This is a genomic window from Flavobacterium algoriphilum (assembly GCF_048158655.1).
Taxonomy (GTDB): domain Bacteria; phylum Bacteroidota; class Bacteroidia; order Flavobacteriales; family Flavobacteriaceae; genus Flavobacterium; species Flavobacterium algoriphilum.
The window spans coordinates 1-19,089 of sequence record NZ_JBLNKY010000007.1 but is presented as its reverse complement, the minus strand read 5'-3'; the positions used below and the strand labels follow the sequence as shown (position 1 = coordinate 19,089).

The 19,089-nt window shown below is 34.5% G+C and carries 13 protein-coding genes and 3 tRNA genes; 8 read left to right on the top strand and 8 right to left on the bottom strand.

Going from position 1 to position 19,089, the window contains the following annotated elements:
* Nucleotides 1–175 precede the first annotated feature (175 nt).
* From hutH to ACM55G_RS12105, 3 genes are read left to right on the top strand one after another with little or no spacing between them, the layout of a single operon-like run.
* Nucleotides 176–1,690, top strand: coding sequence for a histidine ammonia-lyase (gene hutH, locus ACM55G_RS12115; RefSeq protein ID WP_416844199.1), 1,515 nt, complete (start codon nt 176–178; stop codon nt 1,688–1,690).
* Nucleotides 1,691–1,739: 49 nt separating this feature from the next.
* Nucleotides 1,740–2,384 carry a DUF47 domain-containing protein gene (locus ACM55G_RS12110; protein WP_416844198.1) on the top strand — a complete coding sequence of 215 codons (645 nt, stop codon included), beginning with the start codon at nt 1,740–1,742 and terminating at the stop codon, nt 2,382–2,384.
* A gap of 31 nt (nt 2,385–2,415) precedes the next feature.
* Nucleotides 2,416–3,756, top strand: coding sequence for an inorganic phosphate transporter (locus ACM55G_RS12105; protein ID WP_416844197.1), 1,341 nt, complete (start codon nt 2,416–2,418; stop codon nt 3,754–3,756).
* Nucleotides 3,757–3,826: 70 nt separating this feature from the next.
* Here the strand turns inward: ACM55G_RS12105 and ACM55G_RS12100 are convergent, their stop codons facing one another.
* From ACM55G_RS12100 to ACM55G_RS12080, 5 genes are all read right to left on the bottom strand, one after another.
* Nucleotides 3,827–4,108, bottom strand: coding sequence for a GNAT family N-acetyltransferase (locus ACM55G_RS12100; protein WP_416844196.1), 282 nt, complete (start codon nt 4,106–4,108; stop codon nt 3,827–3,829).
* A gap of 102 nt (nt 4,109–4,210) precedes the next feature.
* Nucleotides 4,211–5,089: a pirin family protein gene (locus ACM55G_RS12095; protein WP_416844195.1), complete on the bottom strand. Its 879-nt coding sequence runs from the start codon at nt 5,087–5,089 to the stop codon at nt 4,211–4,213.
* Nucleotides 5,090–5,573: 484 nt separating this feature from the next.
* A complete protein-coding gene (locus ACM55G_RS12090) occupies nt 5,574–6,089 on the bottom strand; it encodes a DUF421 domain-containing protein (RefSeq protein WP_416844194.1) in 516 nt (171 codons plus the stop codon).
* Nucleotides 6,090–6,186: 97 nt separating this feature from the next.
* The gene (rimK, locus tag ACM55G_RS12085; RefSeq protein ID WP_416844193.1) at nt 6,187–7,557 is read right to left on the bottom strand and encodes a 30S ribosomal protein S6--L-glutamate ligase; all 1,371 of its coding nucleotides are present in this window, start codon (nt 7,555–7,557) and stop codon (nt 6,187–6,189) included.
* A 137-nt stretch (nt 7,558–7,694) separates the two neighbouring features.
* Entirely contained in the window at nt 7,695–10,241 is a 2,547-nt protein-coding gene (locus tag ACM55G_RS12080; RefSeq protein ID WP_416844192.1) for an ATP-dependent Clp protease ATP-binding subunit, read from the bottom strand.
* A gap of 256 nt (nt 10,242–10,497) precedes the next feature.
* On the opposite strand from ACM55G_RS12080, the gene gyrA reads away from it, so the two are divergent.
* Together gyrA and ACM55G_RS12070 are read left to right on the top strand one after the other, a co-directional pair.
* Complete coding sequence (gyrA, locus tag ACM55G_RS12075) at nt 10,498–13,149, top strand: DNA gyrase subunit A (RefSeq protein ID WP_416844191.1); 2,652 nt, start codon at nt 10,498–10,500, stop codon at nt 13,147–13,149.
* Nucleotides 13,150–13,197: 48 nt separating this feature from the next.
* The gene (locus ACM55G_RS12070) at nt 13,198–14,466 is read left to right on the top strand and encodes a tetratricopeptide repeat protein (protein WP_416844190.1); all 1,269 of its coding nucleotides are present in this window, start codon (nt 13,198–13,200) and stop codon (nt 14,464–14,466) included.
* A 61-nt stretch (nt 14,467–14,527) separates the two neighbouring features.
* Here the strand turns inward: ACM55G_RS12070 and ACM55G_RS12065 are convergent, their stop codons facing one another.
* A complete protein-coding gene (locus ACM55G_RS12065) occupies nt 14,528–15,289 on the bottom strand; it encodes a C40 family peptidase (protein WP_416844189.1) in 762 nt (253 codons plus the stop codon).
* A gap of 73 nt (nt 15,290–15,362) precedes the next feature.
* Nucleotides 15,363–16,541: an acetyl-CoA C-acyltransferase gene (locus tag ACM55G_RS12060; protein WP_416844188.1), complete on the bottom strand. Its 1,179-nt coding sequence runs from the start codon at nt 16,539–16,541 to the stop codon at nt 15,363–15,365.
* Between the two features lie 229 nt (nt 16,542–16,770).
* Here ACM55G_RS12060 and ACM55G_RS12055 point away from each other — a divergent pair.
* The 3 genes from ACM55G_RS12055 to ACM55G_RS12045 all read left to right on the top strand — a co-directional run bounded on the left by ACM55G_RS12055 (nt 16,771) and on the right by ACM55G_RS12045 (nt 17,044).
* A tRNA-Ser gene (locus tag ACM55G_RS12055) sits at nt 16,771–16,854 on the top strand.
* Nucleotides 16,855–16,872: 18 nt separating this feature from the next.
* Nucleotides 16,873–16,947, top strand: a tRNA-Pro gene (locus ACM55G_RS12050).
* 23 nt (nt 16,948–16,970) lie between these two features.
* Nucleotides 16,971–17,044 (top strand) — tRNA-Arg (locus ACM55G_RS12045).
* Nucleotides 17,045–17,822: 778 nt separating this feature from the next.
* Here the strand turns inward: ACM55G_RS12045 and ACM55G_RS12040 are convergent.
* Nucleotides 17,823–19,089, bottom strand: a 1,267-nt coding sequence (locus tag ACM55G_RS12040; RefSeq protein ID WP_416844187.1) for a T9SS type A sorting domain-containing protein, incomplete at its 5' end; no start/stop codon positions are given.

Sequence of the window (19,089 nt, the reverse complement as noted above, 5' to 3'; positions counted from 1 at the left end):
TATTATAAATCTAGGCAGGATTCTAAAATTAAGAATTTTAATAACATTAAATATAGAATAATTTGCATGAAATCTATTATTTGTTTTTTTTGGATATGAATTTTAGATTATTATTAAAAAATATTGATTTATAATATTGATTTATTCAATTTTGGATATTTAAAATACAATTGGAATGGAAAACACACATTATATAAGCACAGAAGTACTTTCGTTAGAGGTTTTAAACGAAATTATTACGCATCAAAAAACAATAGCATTATCAGACGAGGCAAAAATAAATATCCAGAAATGCAGAGATTATTTGGATAAAAAGATGGTCACGCATTCAGCACCTATTTATGGAATTAATACTGGTTTTGGTTCCCTTTGTAATGTGAAAATTTCGAATGAAAACTTATCAAAACTTCAAGAAAATCTAGTAAAATCGCATTCTTGCGGAACAGGTGAGGAAGTGCCAAATGAAGTTGTCAAATTGATGCTGTTGCTCAAAATTCAATCGTTGAGTTATGGTCATTCCGGAATTCAATTGCAAACAGTAGAACGATTGGTTGCTTTTTATAATAATGATATTTTACCTGTAATTTATACGCAAGGTTCTCTAGGTGCTTCGGGCGATTTAGCTCCATTAGCCCATTTGTCTTTGCCTTTATTGGGAGAAGGAGATGTGTATTTTGAAGGTAAAAAAGTCCATTCCAGTGAAGTTTTGAAGCGTTTTAATTGGGAACCGATTGTTTTGCAATCCAAAGAAGGTTTGGCTTTATTGAACGGTACTCAATTCATGAGTGCTTACGGAGCTCAAATATTGATGAAAGCGAATAAGTTCTCTTATTTAGCGGATTTAATTGGCGCTATTTCCCTTGAAGGATTTGATGGGAGAATAGAACCTTTTCATGAATTGATTCATTTTATTCGCCCTCACAAAGGCCAAATTATAACGGCTAATCGAATAAAAGGTTTTCTTGAAGGAAGCGAAATCATTGCGCAAGAAAAAATACATGTTCAAGATCCGTATTCATTTAGATGTATGCCACAAGTTCACGGTGCTTCAAAAGATGTTTTTGATTATGTAAAAAGAGTTTTCAAAACAGAAATCAATTCGGTGACGGATAATCCTAATATATTTATCGAAAGTGACCAAATCATTTCTGGAGGTAATTTTCATGGACAACCATTGGCGTTAGCTTTGGATTTTATGGCAATTGCTTTAGCGGAATTAGGAAGCATTTCAGAACGAAGAACGTATCAATTAATATCAGGTTTGCGAAATCTTCCAGCTTTTTTGGTCGATAACCCAGGTTTAAACTCCGGTTTAATGATTCCACAATATACGGCTGCCAGTATTGCAAGTCAGAATAAGCAATTAGCAACGCCTTCCAGTATTGATAGTATTGTATCTAGTAACGGACAGGAGGACCATGTAAGTATGGGGGCAAACGGCGCTACAAAAGCGTTACGTGTGATGGATAATCTGGTGCGAATTTTAGCAATAGAATTGATGAACGCCTCGCAAGCCATAGAATATAGAAGGCCATTACAATCCAGCGATTTTATCGAAATGTTTTTAACTGCGTATCGCGAGGAAGTTCCTTTGGTAAAAGAAGACCGAATTTTGCATTATGACATTGAAAAAACAGTTTCTTTTTTGAATAGTTTCCAAATAGAGGACGATTTGTTATTAATAAATTAACATTTACGAAAAATAATAAATTATTTTTGCAATTCTAAAATCTAATAAAATGTCAATAAATAGTATTTTCCAATTTTTAGTTCCAAAAGACAAAAAATTCTTTCCTCTCTTCGAAGAAGCATCCAGTAATTTAATCGAATTAGCTTCAAATTTGCACGAAGCAGTAAATCTTCCTTTGAAAGAAAGAGAAGTTCTTTTTCAAAAAATTGATGCATTGGAGCAAAAAGGAGAAGACATTACTCGTCAGACAAATTTGGAATTGAGCAGAAATTTTATTACCCCTTTTGATAGAGAAGATATTCATTCCTTGATTACTTCAATTGACAATGTTGCTGATAATCTTCATGGTGCTGCCAGTAGAATTAGATTATATCATGTGGATAAGATTACAAAATCGATTAGAAAATTGACGGAAATAAATCTTGAAGCTTGTCAAAATATTGATGTTGCAGTAAAAGAGCTGAAAAATTTTAAAAAAATCAAGAATATAACAGATGCTTGTGCAAGAATTAGTAAACTTGAAAATAAATCCGATACTGTTTATAATAAAGCCGTATTTGAAATATTTGAAAATGAAACCGATGTAAAAAATATTATAAAATATAAAGAGGTATTGTCGGTTTTAGAATCGGCAACGGATAAATGCAAGAGCGTGGCAAGTGTTTTAGAATCGATCGCTGTAAAACATTCTTAATTCAATCAGTTTTATTCTGAAATAATATTTTATGGAATTTACTTTATTAATAGTTATTATAGTTCTAGCTTTAATTTTTGATTATATCAATGGTTTTCATGATGCGGCAAATGCTATTGCTACTGTTGTTGCAACAAAAGTTTTATCCCCCTTTCAAGCTGTAGTTTGGGCTGCCTTCTTTAATTTTTTGGCTTATTGGGTTTTTGGCTTAGGGGTGGCAAATACAGTAGCCAAAACAGCCGAAACAAGTGAAATAAACTTAGTGGTAATTCTTGCAGGAGTTATTGCAGCTATTGTTTGGAATTTAATCACATGGTGGCAAGGTATTCCTTCGAGTTCTTCGCATACATTAATTGGTGGTTTCGCAGGTGCTGCACTTGCTCATGCCATTGCCACACATGGTTTTGCCGACTATACTGTTGATGGGACAATCCATCATTGGTATAATATAGTAAGTTGGTACAAAGTAGGGAAAGACGGCGGAATGCCATCTGGTGTTGTTGTTATCATTGCTTTTATAGTATTAGCCCCTTTATTAGGCGCTTTTATTTCTTATCTAATTTCGATTTGGCTTCTTAATGCTTCAAGAAAAAGTATATACCCAAAACTTTTTACACTTTCATTAATGATTTTAACAATTTGGTTTGTTCAAGGACAAATGGTGAATTTTGCTGAAATTGAAAAACCGCGTTTTGATTCTCATTTTTGGAGCGTTGTTTTTGAATCTCATAATATAAAATGGTTTTTGGTTGCCTTTATTGTCCTTACAGTGAGTTTGTTTTGCTTAATATTTAGCAGCCTAAATTTACATCAAGCTACAGCTTGGTTGAAAAAGATGCAATTATTATCCTCTGCAGCCTTTAGTTTAGGCCATGGTGGTAACGATTCGCAAAAAGTGATGGGTATTATTGCAGCTGCAGTTGCCGTTTATATTCATGCAAGTGGTGTTGACATTGTAAGTCTTCCAGATTGGTTACAAGTAATACTTCCAAACGAAGATAAAAATATAAAAGGGGCGATGCCGGGTTGGATTCCTTTAGCTTGTTATACTGCGATTGCTTTAGGTACTTTAAGTGGCGGTTGGAAAATTGTGAAAACAATGGGTTCAAAAATCACCAAAGTGACCTCTTTTGAAGGGGTTGCTGCCGAAACAGCTGGTGCATTGACTTTATATTTTACGGAGCATTTTAAAGTGCCGGTAAGTACTACACATACTATTACAGGATCTATAATTGGAGTTGGACTAACTAAACGTGTTTCTGCGGTTCGTTGGGGGGTAACAGTAAGCTTATTATGGGCTTGGGTTCTAACGATTCCTATTTCGGCTTTATTAGCGGCATTGGTTTACTATTTCCTAAGTTTGTTTTTGTAATTTTAATACTTAAAATTTATAAAAAAAACCATTCGAGTTACGAATGGTTTTTTTATACCTTTTAATTTCTTTAATATAAAAGATCCTGTATTTCTTCCGTTTTGTTAAATATGCTTTTTGCGAAAGGACATAAAGGCAAGATTTTAAGATTATTTGCCCTCGCATACTGTACCGCTTCCATTACCAGTTTTTTGCCCACGCTTTGCCCTGCAAATTCATTATTCACTTCGATATGAACAATAATAAATTTATCAGTTCCAGCCCAAGTATAAGTCATTCTTCCGGCTTCTATTTCATTATCAGAAGCTCTGAAATAGCCTTTTTTAATTTCGTTTATTTGTTCAATTATCATAATTTTTAGTTTAATCGCCCAACCATAAAGTTACCAATAGAGTAATGAGAGTTCTTCTATGCTCAATTTGATATTTCTGTATGTTTAATTTAAAAAAAGAAATTATTCTTCCAAATAACCAAATTTTCCCCTATTCACATCGTCGAATGCTTGCATGATTTCGGCTTGAGTGTTCATCACAAAAGGACCGTGTGCTGCAATTGGTTCGATAATTGGTTCCCCACTTAAAATCAAAACGATTGTGTTTTCAGTAGATTCAATGGTGAATGTTTCTCCGTCGTTTTGAAATAATGCAAAATGGTCTGCAGGAACATTTTCGGTATTATTAACTTTTATGCTTCCTTCAATTACCAATAATCCGGTGTTATAATTTGCCGGAAAATTAAAGGATGCCTTTGCATTTTTATTTAATTTGGCATTTAGTAAATGAACAGGAGTAAAAGTCGAAGCAGTACCTTTTACATTTTCGTATTGTCCCGCTATAACTTCAATTATCCCACCATTTTCAGGAAGTTCAAATTTATTGATTTGGTCGTTGGTAATTCCTTGGTATTTTGGTGTTGACATTTTGTCCTTTGCAGGAAGGTTAACCCAAAGCTGTACCATTTGAAAATCACCCCCATTTTTGCTGAATTCAGCTTCGTGGTATTCTTTATGTAAAATTCCCGAAGCTGCAGTCATCCATTGTACGTCACCTTCGCCAATGATACCGCTATTTCCTGAACTGTCGTGATGTGCCACTTTTCCCTTGTAGGCAATTGTAACGGTTTCAAAACCTCTATGTGGATGTACACTTACACCTCTGGGTTGATCCGTTGGCGGAAAATAGAATTTAGAATTGTAATCCATCATAATAAACGGACTCATTCTTTTCATGTCTAAATTATGACCACTCGGAATAAAATTATGTACTCTAAATCCGTCACCAACCATGTGAGGTGTCGGTGGAGCCAATACTAGTTCAATATTTTTTGTTTTCATTTCTATCTCGGATTTAAATTATAGTACAAATTTACCATAGATTTAAACCAGATGTATTGATATAGGAAAAGAAAATAATTTGTATAAAAATTAATAACCTGAGCTTGATTAATATCAAAAACGCAAAACTTATTCTAAATAATTTTTTCTAAACCATATAGTCGGAAAGAAATACTAATTTCAGCTGCGGCATTGATGAAATTTTTATCGATTAAAACAATTTCTCTTTCTTCGATGGTATCAATAAATAATTCAGAAGGTTCGTTGAAATACGAACTACAAAAAAGGAATGATGAAAAATACCGACCTGATGGAGAAGTTTAGTTCCTTTTTCTACTTTTTGGATTGTTATGTACCCATAATCAAAAGAAATTGTTCGAAAATCAGATTGCTTTTGGATTAAAAATATGTTTTGAATGAATCAAACATAAATATTTCACTATTGCAGAAAGATTCGTGAAAATGTTTTTGAGTTGGTTTAGATCTAGTTTATTCCTGCTAAATTTTTATGAATGCGTTTTCGTTTGTAATGGGTTTGTTTTAAATTTTTATTACCGGATATAATACTGATATTACCATCAATCTCTAGCATAGCTAATTTTACATCTTTAAAAAATTCAATTCCATGCTCGCGCATTGCTTCTTTTAATTCATCGGAAGAAATATTTAATTTGCTTAATGCTTTAAAATCCAGATTTCCATCGTGGATTAAAATCTCCGGTTTTTCCTGCATAAAATCACTGAATTTCTTGTATTTAAACATCAATTTCTTCAAGATGAAATTAATAGTAAAAAGTACTGTTGCTGCAGCCATACCACCATAAAGAGAGGTGTTCGTACCAACCATAGCGTTTTGTACAGAATTGCTTATCAGCAAAATTAAAATGACATCGGCAGTATTGAGTTGGGATAATTCTTTCTTTCCAAAAAACCTCAAAGCAATAACCATAAAAAAATAAACGGCGGCACTGCGAATGATAATATCGAAATATGGATTCATTGTTTTTAATTTTCGGTTTTTTGGTCTCAGTTTTCAGTCTCAGTTTTGAGTTACATAGCAGACTGTAAACTGCAAGTGAGACTGAACCTCTTTAAAACTATTTCAATTTAAAATTTTTCTCAATTGCTTTTATCATTTCGCCTGCAATATCTTTATTGGTGGCGCCTTCAATTCCTTCTAATCCTGGAGATGAATTTACTTCTAATAATAATGGTCCTTTTGAGGAACGAATAATATCAACACCAGCTACTTTCAAATCCATTGCTTTTGCTGCTTTTATCGCAATACGTTTTTCTTCAGCTGTCACTTTTATGACTGAAGCTGTTCCTCCAAGATGTATGTTAGCTCTAAATTCTCCTGGCATTGCTTCCCGTTGAATAGCAGCTACCACTTTTCCGTCAATTACAAAACAACGAATGTCTTTGCCATTGGCTTCTTTTATAAATTCCTGAACTAATATATTAGCATTTAGACTTTTGAAAGCATTAATTACACTTTCTGCTGCTTTTTTGGTTTCAGCTAATACAACACCTTTCCCTTGTGTTCCTTCCAATAATTTAACAATTAAAGGAGAGCCTCCAACCATTTTTATCAAATCGTCAGTATCCAAAGGTGAATTTGCAAATCCTGTTGTAGGGATGTCAATTCCACTGTGTAAGAGTAATTGTAAGGAATATAATTTATCGCGTGATTGTGTAATCGCATTAGAAGAATTTAAACAAAACACATTCAAGGCTTCAAACTGTCTCGTTAAAGCACAGCCATAAAAGGTGATGCTAGGTCTAATTCTAGGAATAACGGCATCAAATTGATTTAATATTTTCCCTCCACGATAATGAATTTCCGGTGTTTTTGCATCCAGTTTCATATAACATTCTTTGATATTCAAAAAATGCATTTCATGGCCACGCATTTCACCCGCCTCCATAATACGCTTGTTGCTGTATAATTCGGGATTGCTGGCTAAAAGACCAATACGTAAACCAGAACTTGCTTTTTCTGAATTTTTATAAAGTTCTTTTAAAATATCTGAGGTAGGTTGTCCTAAAAGATATTTCTGTTCCGGGTCTACAAGAACTCTTCCGCTCATGGCCTCCCGACCTAAAAGCATTCTAAAACCCATGGAATCTCTATTGGTCAATGTCATTTCAATAGGCCACATCGAATCACCAATTTTCAAGTTGGTTTGGATAACATACCGTTGTTCTCTAAATCCGCTGGAACTTTTTACAAAACGTTTATCAACTAAAGGAGCCTCGCAATGAATTACCGTTTTTAGATTGTTTTGAATTGGATTGATATCAAACTTTACCCAGTTTGCTTCATTTTTTATAAAAGGGGCAATGTTTATAGCGTGTAAAGCGGACGTTTTTGCTCCTGAATCAACTCTTGCTTTTATTGTAGGAATTCCTAATTCAGGAAAAGAACACCATTCTTCACTACCCAGTATAACTTTATCTTGAGACATAAATTAATTTTATTTGACCTATTTTTTAAAAACCAAATGTAAATATTTGTTTTCAAAAAATGTCGAATTTGTATAAAGAATAAACCCGCTATGTTATAAAAACGTAACGGGTATATTTCTTGTAATTTCAAAAGAATTTATGGATTGGTTGGTTCGCCGGCTTTATGAACTTGTACTGTCAGTTCTTGTGCTCCTTCTTCAATATCCATGAAAATTTCGTCTCCTGAAGCAATTTTTGAAGTGATAATTTCTTCAGCAAGTGCATCTTCAACATATTTCTGAATAGCTCTTTTTAATGGTCTTGCACCAAATTGTCTATCAAATCCTTTTTCAGCGATAAAAGCTTTGGCTTTATCAGAAAGATTTAATTGATACCCTAATTCTGCAACACGAGCATATAATTTTTTCAATTCGATTTCAATAATCAAATCAATATCATGTTTTTCTAAAGCATTGAACACAATTACATCATCAATTCTATTAAGGAATTCAGGGGCGAAAGTTTTTTTCAATGCATTTTCAATGATACTTTTCGAATTATCATCGGCTTGAGCCACTTTAGCTGCAGTACCAAAACCAACTCCTTGACCAAAATCTTTTAATTGTCTGGCTCCAACATTTGAAGTCATGATGATTATAGTGTTTTTGAAGTCAATTTTTCGACCTAAGCTATCTGTTAAATATCCATCATCAAGCACTTGTAATAGCATATTGAAAACATCAGGATGCGCTTTTTCGATCTCATCCAATAATACAACACAATATGGTTTTCTTCTTACTTTCTCTGTTAATTGTCCACCTTCTTCGTAACCCACGTATCCCGGAGGCGCACCAACTAAACGAGAGATCGCAAATTTTTCCATATATTCACTCATGTCAATACGAATTAACGCATCTTCAGAATCAAACAATTCTTTTGCCAATACTTTAGCCAATTGTGTTTTACCAACACCAGTTTGTCCTAAAAAAATAAAAGAACCAATTGGTCGGTTCGGATCTTTTAATCCAGCACGATTTCTTTGGATAGAACGAGAAATCTTCATTACCGCTTCTCTTTGTCCAATAACTTTTCCTTCGATAAGGTCTGGTAGTTTAGCTAGTTTGTTACTTTCAGTTTGTGCAATACGATTTACAGGAATTCCAGTCATCATAGAAACCACATCGGCTACATTGTCTTCGGTAACTTCAATTCGATTGTTTTTAGCATCTTCTTCCCATTGTTCCTGAGCAATTGCTAAATCTTTTTCAATCTTTTTTTCGTCATCACGAAGTTTGGCAGCCTCTTCGTATTTTTGTTTTTTAACAACAACATTTTTTAATTCTCGTACATCTTCTAATTGGCGTTCCAAATCTAAAATCTGTTTTGGAACTTCAATATTAGTAATGTGAACTCTTGAACCTGCTTCATCTAATGCGTCAATAGCCTTGTCGGGTAAGAAACGCTCCGACATATATCTGTCCGTTAATTTCACACAAGCTTCAATTGCTTCTTGAGAATAAGTAACATTGTGATGGTCTTCGTATTTGTTTTTGATATTGTTCAAAATCGTAATCGTTTCGGTAACAGATGTTGGTTCCACAATTATTTTTTGAAAACGTCTTTCCAGTGCGCCATCTTTCTCAATATATTGACGGTATTCATCTAGTGTTGTAGCGCCAATACATTGAATTTCACCCCTTGCTAATGCAGGTTTGAACATATTAGATGCATCTAATGAACCTGTTGCGCCACCAGCTCCTACAATGGTATGAATTTCATCTATGAAAAGAATAATGTCATCATTCTTTTCTAATTCATTCATTACTGCTTTCATGCGCTCTTCGAACTGTCCACGGTATTTTGTACCAGCGACAAGGCTTGCTAAATCTAATGTTACAACGCGTTTGTTGAAAAGGATTCGGGATACTTTCTTTTGAATAATGCGCAAAGCTAATCCTTCGGCAATAGCTGATTTTCCTACTCCAGGTTCCCCTATCAGTAGTGGATTGTTCTTTTTGCGACGACTCAAAATTTGAGAAACACGTTCGATTTCTTTTTCACGTCCTACAACAGGATCTAACTTTCCTTCTTCGGCCATTTCGGTTAAATCTCTACCAAAATTATCCAAAACAGGTGTTTTAGATTTTTTGTTTGATTTATTGGCAGGATTATTAAAGTTGCCTTCTTTAAGACTGTCATCTTGTCCTGAATCGTCATTATACGATTCGTTTCTTGGCAAGTTTTCTAAAAATTCTTCTTCGCTTGGAGTCATATTTAAATATTGTTCTTTAGCTACATCATAATCAATCTTAAGTTTATTCAATAGCTTGGTTGTTGGATCGTTTTCATTTCTTAAAATACATAGCAATAAATGCGCTGTACTAATAGACGAACTATGAAATACTTTTGCTTCAAGAAAAGTCGTTTTCAACGCTCGTTCTGCCTGGCGTGTCAAGTGTAAATTTTTCTTTTCAATATTAACTTCTACGCTTGGACTTGCGGGGCTTAGGATTTCCACCTTTCTGCGTAAATGATCTAAATCGACAGATAAGTTATTCAATATTTGTATTGCTTTTCCGTTTCCATCTCTTAAAATACCCAGCATCAGGTGTTCAGTTCCTATAAAGTCATGACCCAATCGCAAAGCTTCTTCTTTGCTATAGGTAATAACATCTTTTACTCTTGGTGAAAAATTATCATCCATAATATATATTTGATATAGTAAATTTAGTGAATTAGTAATTGAAAAACAAAAATCGTTCCTTTAACAACTACTGTCAGCTAATAGACAAAAATATTAATAATAGTACAGTTAAATTTCCCTTAATTTATTAACTAAAAGTGAAGATTAATTTGTTAATAAATCATTGAAATAAGTAGGTCAAAATAAGTTCAAAAATTTCAAAAAGCCGTATATTGGCACGTTTTGAAACTAATATAATTTTTTAATATAACAACTTATGTCTGAAGGAGAAAAGTTAATTCCTATTAACATTGAAGATGAAATGAAAACTGCTTACATCGATTATTCGATGTCCGTAATTGTATCCAGAGCACTTCCAGATGTTAGAGATGGCTTGAAACCAGTACATCGAAGAGTATTATTTGGAATGCATGATTTAGGGGTTAACTCAAGATCTGCCCATAAAAAGTCAGCAAGAATTGTCGGGGAAGTTCTTGGAAAGTATCACCCACACGGTGATACCTCTGTTTATGATGCCATGGTTCGTATGGCACAAGAATGGAGTATGCGTTATTTATTGATTGATGGTCAGGGTAATTTTGGTTCTGTAGATGGCGATAGTCCTGCAGCGATGCGTTATACGGAGGCTAGGATGCGTAAAATTTCGGAAGAAATTTTGGCGGATATCGATAAAGAGACGGTTGATTTTAAATTGAATTTTGATGACACACTAGAAGAGCCAACAGTTATGCCAACTCGTGTTCCTACCTTATTAATAAATGGGGCAACAGGAATCGCAGTAGGTATGGCTACTAATATGCCACCTCATAACTTAACCGAGGTAATCAACGGTACGCTAGCTTTCATGGACAATAATGATATTGAGATTGACGAGTTGATGACGCATATTAAAGCGCCAGATTTTCCTACTGGTGGTATCATATATGGATATGAAGGCGTTCGTGAAGCATTTAAAACAGGTAGAGGTCGTATTGTAATGCGTGCTAAAGTAGGTTTTGAAGAAGTTGACGGAAGAGAGTGTATTATCGTTACTGAAATTCCTTATCAAGTCAACAAAGCCGATATGATTAAGCGTACGGCTGATTTGGTAAATGACAAAAAAATAGATGGAATTGCAAATATCCGTGATGAATCGGATAGAAACGGGATGCGTATCGTTTATATTTTAAAACGCGATGCTACACCAAATGTGGTTTTAAATACACTTTATAAGTTTACACAATTGCAATCTTCGTTTAGTGTAAACAATATTGCAATTGTAAAAGGGCGCCCGCAAATGTTGAATCTGAAAGATTTGATTCATTATTTTATTGAACACCGTCATGATGTGGTGACTCGTAGAACGCAATTTGAATTGAAAAAAGCGGAAGCAAGAGCGCATATATTAGAAGGTTTGATTATCGCTTCCGATAATATTGATGAGGTGATTGCTTTAATAAAAGCTTCAAAAAGTACCGAAGAAGCAAGAGAAAGATTAATCGCAAGATTCAATTTATCAGATATTCAATCTCGTGCCATTGTAGAAATGCGTTTGCGACAATTAACAGGTCTGGAACAAGATAAGTTAAGAACAGAATACGATGAAATCATGAAGTTAATAGAGCATTTGAAAGCTTTATTAGCAGATGTAAACTTGAGAATTGCTTTGATTAAAGAAGAATTGACTGAAATTCGTGATAAATATGGAGATGAACGTCGTTCTGTAATTGAATATTCAGGAGGAGATGTCAGTATTGAAGATTTAATTGCAGATGAAAATGTGGTAATTACAATTTCGCATGCAGGTTATATTAAACGTACTAATCTTACGGAATACAAAACTCAGAATAGAGGAGGAGTTGGTCAAAAAAGTGCTGGAACAAGAGATCAAGATTTCTTAGAACACATGTTTGTGGCAACGAATCATCAATATATGATGTTTTTTACCCAAAAAGGGAAATGTTTCTGGATGCGTGTTTATGAAATACCGGAAGGAAGTAAAACGGCTAAAGGTAGAGCAATCCAAAACTTGGTAAATATTGAAAGTGACGATAAAGTAAAAGCATTTATCTGTACCCAAGATTTAAAAGATAAAGAGTACATCAATAGCCATAACCTTATTATGGTAACCAAAAAAGGTCAGGTTAAGAAAACATCTTTAGAGAAATATTCTAAACCCAGAGTTAATGGTGTTGCTGCAATTACGATTAAGGAAGGTGATGAATTATTGGAAGCCAAATTAACCAATGGAGAAAGCCAAATTATTTTGGCTGTGAAATCTGGTAAATTAGTTCGTTTTGAAGAAACTAAAACCCGTCCAATGGGAAGAACAGCTTCTGGAGTTCGTGGAATCACGCTTAAAGATGATACTGATGAAGTGATTGGCATGGTTACTGTTGATAAAAATGATATTACTGATTCACAAATTTTAGTGGTAACTGAAAACGGATATGGTAAACGTACCAAATTAGTTGACGAAGATGGTGAAGATGTTTATAGAATTACAAATCGTGGAGGAAAAGGTGTTAAAACCCTTAATATTACCGAGAAAACAGGAAAATTGATTTCCATCAATGCAGTTTCTGATGCCGATGATTTAATGATTATCAACAAATCTGGATTGACTATCAGAATGGCTATTGAAGATTTACGCGTTATGGGTCGTGCCACTCAAGGTGTTAAATTGATTAATCTAAAAGGTAAAGATTCAATTGCAGCAGTTACAAAAGTAATGAAAGACGATGTGGCTGAAGTTGTTGTTGATGAAGAAGGTAATATTATTGAAACAGAGGCTATTGAAAGAGTTAAGCCAGTTTTAGAAGTACTTGAAGACGAAGGGACAGAGGAAGACGATGATGAGGATGATTCTGAAGAGGACGAGGATTCTGAAGATGATGCCGAAGACGAAGATTCTGATGATGAAGCATAAAAATAAAAATGTAAAAAAAATAATTATTAAAACAAAAACAAGAATATTATGAAAAGTAAATATGTAATACTTGCATCAGCATTATTGATATCAGTAGCTACTTTTGCTCAAAAAGATCAAATTAAAGCTGCAGAAAAAGCTATGAAAGGCGGAAATTCTCAAGAAGCGGCAACAATTTTACAAGGTGCTGAATCGTTGATTACTAATGCCACTGATGTTGAGAAAGCACAGTTTTTCTTTATAAAAGGAAATGCTTTGCTAGACTTAGCAAATAAGAATGTTGACATCAATAAAAATCTTTCACTTGCTGCAAAAGCGTATCAAGATTTAATTGCTGTTGAAAAAGCCTCTGGAAAAGTTAAATTTTCTACTCAAGCTGCTAATTCAATTACGCAGATAAAATTTAAATTAATTAATAATGCGATTGCAGATTCTAAAATTGATAAACACGCGGATAGTGCTAAAAAATTATATGATGCTTATTTGTTAGATAAAAATGACACTATTAATTTATATTATGCAGCTTCTACTTATATAAATGCTAAAGAATATGATTCAGCACTTAAGTTATATGATGAGTTGAAAAACTTAAACTATTCTGGAAAAGGAACGAGTTATTTTGCGATGAATAAATTATCTAGTGAAGAAGATGTTTATGCTACAGCTCAAGAAAGAGACAGAATGGTGAAACTGGGAACTCATGAAAAACCAAGAACTGAGGCTGTCCCTTCCAAAAGAGGAGAAATATATAAAAATATTGCTTTAATTTTGGTTCAAAACGGAAAAACTGAAGAAGCTAAAAAAGCTATCGCTACTGCCAGAGTTGCAAACCCGGATGATACTTCATTGATTTTGACAGAAGCTAATTTATATTTAGAAACGAAAGATTATGTTACTTATAAAAAATTAATCTCAGAAGTATTAGAAAAAAATCCTAATGATGCCGATTTAATTTTTAATCTAGGAGTGATAAGTACAACTGCCAATAATACTGTTGAAGCTGAGAAATATTATAAGAGAGCCATCGAAATAAAACCAGATTATGTAAATGCCTATCTTAATTTAGCAATTTTGAAACTGGATGCTGATAAAAAACTTTTTGAGGAAATGAATAAATTAGGAAACTCAGAAAAGGATAATAAGCGTTATTTGGTTCTTAAAAAACAGAGAGAAGTGGTATTTATGAATGCTTTGCCATTTTTGGAAAAAGCAAGTGAATTGGATCCATCAAATAAAGAAGTTAAGGCTACTTTGTTAAATGTTTACGGAGCATTAGAAATGACTGAGAAGAAAAAAGCATTGAAAGCTAAAATGTAATAATTCTTTCTAAAAAGATTTTAAAAAACCTATCTCGAAAATAATTCTTGATAGGTTTTTTTTAAATTATTTTTTTAATTACGCGAAGTTTATGAGTATGTTTATTTATTTCGGGATTATAAATACCGAGATGATCTAATCTATCTATCCGTATTTTTCCACTGGCGTGAATGATATAGTTGTCTTCCATAATGATTCCTACATGTATGATTTTGCCTTCTTCATTGTCAAAGAAAGCTAAATCCCCGGGCTCGCTTTCTTCAATAAAACTCAAAGGCTCTCCCTGCGTTGCTTGTTGTGACGCATCGCGTAATAATTTATATCCGTTGAGTTTATAAACCATTTGTGTAAAACCGGAACAATCAATGCCAAATGGTGTTTTTCCTCCCCATAGATAAGGAGCATTTAGATATAGGAAGGCTGTGTTGATCAAACCTTTTTTAGTCTTTATACCGCTAATTTTAGTTCCTTCAAAATCAAAATTTGAAGTATTGATTTCATTATAATTTAAAAATGATACCGATGAACCTAATGGAATTGGGATTAATATATTATTTGGTGCTGTAATGTATTCTATTAAATCAGCATTCAAAATGTTTGCATCTTCAGAGAGTTGATTGAAACTGGATTCGGAAATCAGTTGGTATTGTTTAAAATCTACCCAGCCTTCGTAATCATCATATTGCATTTTGATTCGGGACCATTGTTTTAATTGTTCTAGAATTTCAAAATGTTCGCCAAATAAAACTTGAGAAACAATTTCGCTTCTGTCACTGGGTTCAAAGCGAAGTGGGATTATGGCTAGATTACAAATTCCGAACATTTAGGGTTGGTTTATGAGTTAATAATTATGGGTTATAAGTTTCAAAACTCATAACCCATAACTTATAATTTTTTTAGGCTCTTTCGATAACAATTGCTGAAGCACCGCCACCGCCGTTACAAATTGCAGCAGCTCCAAATTTACCGTTATTTTGTTCTAAAACATTTATTAACGTAACAATGATTCGTGCTCCTGAACAACCTAATGGATGTCCTAAAGATACAGCGCCACCGTTTAGATTTACTTTGCTGTCATCTAATCCCAGAATTTTTGAATTTGCTAAACCTACAACGGCAAAAGCTTCATTGAATTCAAAATAATCAACATCGCCAATTGCTATTCCTGCTTTTTCTAAAGCTTTAGGAATTGCTTTAGATGGAGTAGTGGTAAACCATTTTGGTTCTTGTGCTGCATCGGCGTAACCATTAATGTATGCTAAAGGTTTTAGACCTAAAGAGACCGCTTTTTCTTCACTCATTAATATTACCGCTGCTGCTCCATCATTTATAGTAGATGCATTGGCTGCAGTTACGGTTCCGTCTTTTGTGAAAACAGGGTTTAATGATGGTATTTTATCTAATTTTACATTAGTGTATTCTTCATCTTTAGAAACTACAATAGGATCTCCTTTTCGTTGTGGAACTGGAACAGGAACCACTTCATTGTCAAATTTCCCAGAATCCCATGCTTTCGTGCTACGTTCATACGATTGAATTGCGAAGTTATCTTGGTCTTCACGGGTAAATTTATATTCTGCAGCACATAAGTCAGCACACACTCCCATAGCGCTGTTGTCGTATGCGTCAGTCAGTCCGTCTTTCTGCATGCCGTCAATCATAGTTGTAGGACCAAATTTAGTTCCATTTCTCAAGTGCATATAATGTGGAATCATACTCATGTTCTCCATTCCACCAGCAACTACAATTTCAGCATCGCCACATTGAATTGCTTGCGCGCCCAACATAATAGCTTTCATTCCAGAAGCACAAACTTTATTTATTGTGGTACAGGCAACGGTATTTGGTAAACCGGCAAATAGAGCTGCTTGACGTGCAGGAGCTTGTCCTGTGCCGGCTTGAACTACATTGCCCATAAATACTTCGTCAACTAAATTTGGATCTAAATTTATTTTTTCCAAAGCACCTTTAATAGCGACTGCGCCTAATCTTGGAGCGGTAACTGTAGATAATCCCCCCATGAAACTTCCGATAGGTGTTCTAACGGCAGAAACGATAACAACTCTTTTGTCCATAACTTATAGAATGTTGGTTTATGAAGCAAATTTAATCTTTTTTGAACAATTTCAAATTTAGATTATATCATTATCTTTTTTTAAATTTATTTTGATTCTATATATTTGATTGTGAAGTGTTTTTGTAAAAATGATAAAAAATATTAAAAAAAAGACCTCAAATAGTTGTGAGAAGTCTAAAGATGTCTTAAATTTGCAACCGCAAAACAGGACACGTTTCTTTGAGCTTGGAGGGGTGCCAGAGTGGTAATGGAGCAGTTTGCTAAACTGTCATCGAGCAATCGATGCCAGGGTTCGAGTCCCTGTCCCTCCGCTTAATTTTTTTGCACTTCGGGGTGTAGCGTAGCTCGGTTATCGCGCCTGCTTTGGGAGCAGGAGGCCGCAGGTTCGAATCCTGCCACCCCGACTAGATTTTTTTACATGAGTAATGGAGGCATAGCTCAGCTGGATAGAGCACCTGCCTTCTAAGCAGGCGGTCGAAGGTTCGAATCCTTCTGCCTTCACTAAATAACCCACTGATAATCAGTGGGTTATTTTTTTTTAAGCCATTTTGTTTGTTTAAAATATAAGACTTCCTCCATCAAAATAATTTCAAACAAGTATCTAACTTAGAAATTTCGCTACCATTTTCATTTTCCCATATATGTTGACGGGGTGGATAACCGCCTAGTGCATCACTGCTTCTATGGCTCATAATTATTTTTGATGTTGCAAAAACCAAAATTTAAGATAAAAAATCTCTAATGAAAGCTTTTAGAATGTGGTGAAATTACATACTAGCTGTTGAAAATTGTCAGGATGCCTGGGGTAGGGCTTTATATAGGCCGTGCAGCATTTGCAGCGAGCTATAGTACTCTCAAGGGATGTTTCAACTTCCACTCATTCATCGATTTTTCAAAAGAAAAAAAGGAAAAAAAGAAAGTAGTCGCATTAGCGGAGGTTTCAAAAGAAGTCCATTTTTTTTGAAAAAATACAATCCAACTCGTCTTGAGTTGTGCATAACTGATTTTACATCCGGATTCTGAATTGAAAATATAAGGGTGATATTTTTTCAAAAAACAGAGCCTGAACTTGACTTTTGAAACCGTAACTTAAATTTACTTTCTTTTTTTATTTTTTTTCTAGCAGAGTGTGTCTTATGAAAATGTTCTCTTTTCGTGCTTCAAATTCTTTTCTTATTTTTTCTTCAGCTTCTCTTTGAATTTCATGTAATCTGCATTCTTTCTCTACCTAATAGTCACTTATTTTACAAGTGTTTTTTAAGTAAATAAGTCGATTAAATTATTTACTAGAGATTATCTTTTTAGTCATAGCACCTTTATTTGTAATCACTTTAATAAAGAATATTTGTGCTTCACTATGACTAAATCTGGTGTGTAAAATCACTTCTTTGTTAAAGTAAGCATCCGAATCATCGTATGTCATCAACAATACCCCTAGCGCATCAAATATCTCTATTTTTGCATTTGTTATGTAATCAAAGTCATAACGAATGGTGATGCTTTCTTTGAATGGTATTGGGTAGGCTGTGAAATCAGCTTCTTTCGAATTTTTTGTAGCACGAGTTCCTCCTAAAGGACAACCTGAATTATTAAGAATGTTCAATTGAGTTGCTAATGCTCCCGGCGCTTTTCCTCCAGTTAAAAACGCCGCATTAACAGCATTTATTACCAATTGAGGACTAATAGAATAAGGTTCTGGATAATCAACTTCATCACTACAAGCATTCAGTAAAGCGGCTACCCCTTGACGAGCTAAATTATAAATACCTCCACCATCTAAATTTAGAGCTTGTAATAAAGTTAAATTAGCAAGACTTGGGGCATTTGTAAACACACTACCAAACAACATTGAATGGGTATAGGTTGAACACCATCTATTGGTGTGATTTTTCCAATATCCCAAAGTACATCCTTCCGCAACATAACAAGATTCAATTGATACTGATGTGTTAGCCACTACTGCCAGACAGCCTGCACTCGCAGCAATGGTATAGGTTACGACATACGTACCTGCAACACTCGTACTTGGTGTTATTAATCCTGTTGTGCCATTAATTATTAATCCTCCGGTTGAACTAAATGTTCCGCCTAGGTAAGTCCCCGTTCCTGTTAAGGTTACAACTGCAGTGGCTACCGTAGTACAGAATGACGCTCCTGCATAAACAATGGTTGCCGTTGGCGCTGCCGTAATGGTTACACTTTTGTTAGCCACTACTGCCGGACAGCTTGCGCTCGCCGCAATGGTATATGTTACGACATACGTACCTGCAAGGCTCGCACTTGGTGTTATTAACCCTGTTGTGCCATTAATTGTTAATCCTGCGGTTGAACTAAATGTTCCGCCTCCTGTTCCGGTTAAAGTAACGGCTGCAGTGGTTGTCGTAGTACAGAATGAGACTCCTGCATAAACAATCGCTACCGATGCTGGCGGAGCACTGAGAAGCACCGCTGGGGTTGCAGCGGAAGTACATCCGAGAGCATCATTTACCGTTACATTATAGCTGCCAGAGGCCAGATTGGCGAAGACAGGGCTGATTTGATAGTTG

Excerpts from the sequence above, each read along its gene's own strand:
- hutH (WP_416844199.1), top strand. The coding sequence starts at position 176 with ATGGAAAACACACATTATATAAGCACAGAAGTACTTTCGTTAGAGGTT.
- ACM55G_RS12110 (WP_416844198.1), top strand. The coding sequence starts at position 1,740 with ATGTCAATAAATAGTATTTTCCAATTTTTAGTTCCAAAAGACAAAAAA.
- ACM55G_RS12105 (WP_416844197.1), top strand. The coding sequence starts at position 2,416 with ATGGAATTTACTTTATTAATAGTTATTATAGTTCTAGCTTTAATTTTT.
- ACM55G_RS12100 (WP_416844196.1), bottom strand. The coding sequence starts at position 4,108 with ATGATAATTGAACAAATAAACGAAATTAAAAAAGGCTATTTCAGAGCT.
- ACM55G_RS12095 (WP_416844195.1), bottom strand. The coding sequence starts at position 5,089 with ATGAAAACAAAAAATATTGAACTAGTATTGGCTCCACCGACACCTCAC.
- ACM55G_RS12090 (WP_416844194.1), bottom strand. The coding sequence starts at position 6,089 with ATGAATCCATATTTCGATATTATCATTCGCAGTGCCGCCGTTTATTTT.
- rimK (WP_416844193.1), bottom strand. The coding sequence starts at position 7,557 with ATGTCTCAAGATAAAGTTATACTGGGTAGTGAAGAATGGTGTTCTTTT.
- ACM55G_RS12080 (WP_416844192.1), bottom strand. The coding sequence starts at position 10,241 with ATGGATGATAATTTTTCACCAAGAGTAAAAGATGTTATTACCTATAGC.
- gyrA (WP_416844191.1), top strand. The coding sequence starts at position 10,498 with ATGTCTGAAGGAGAAAAGTTAATTCCTATTAACATTGAAGATGAAATG.
- ACM55G_RS12070 (WP_416844190.1), top strand. The coding sequence starts at position 13,198 with ATGAAAAGTAAATATGTAATACTTGCATCAGCATTATTGATATCAGTA.
- ACM55G_RS12065 (WP_416844189.1), bottom strand. The coding sequence starts at position 15,289 with ATGTTCGGAATTTGTAATCTAGCCATAATCCCACTTCGCTTTGAACCC.
- ACM55G_RS12060 (WP_416844188.1), bottom strand. The coding sequence starts at position 16,541 with ATGGACAAAAGAGTTGTTATCGTTTCTGCCGTTAGAACACCTATCGGA.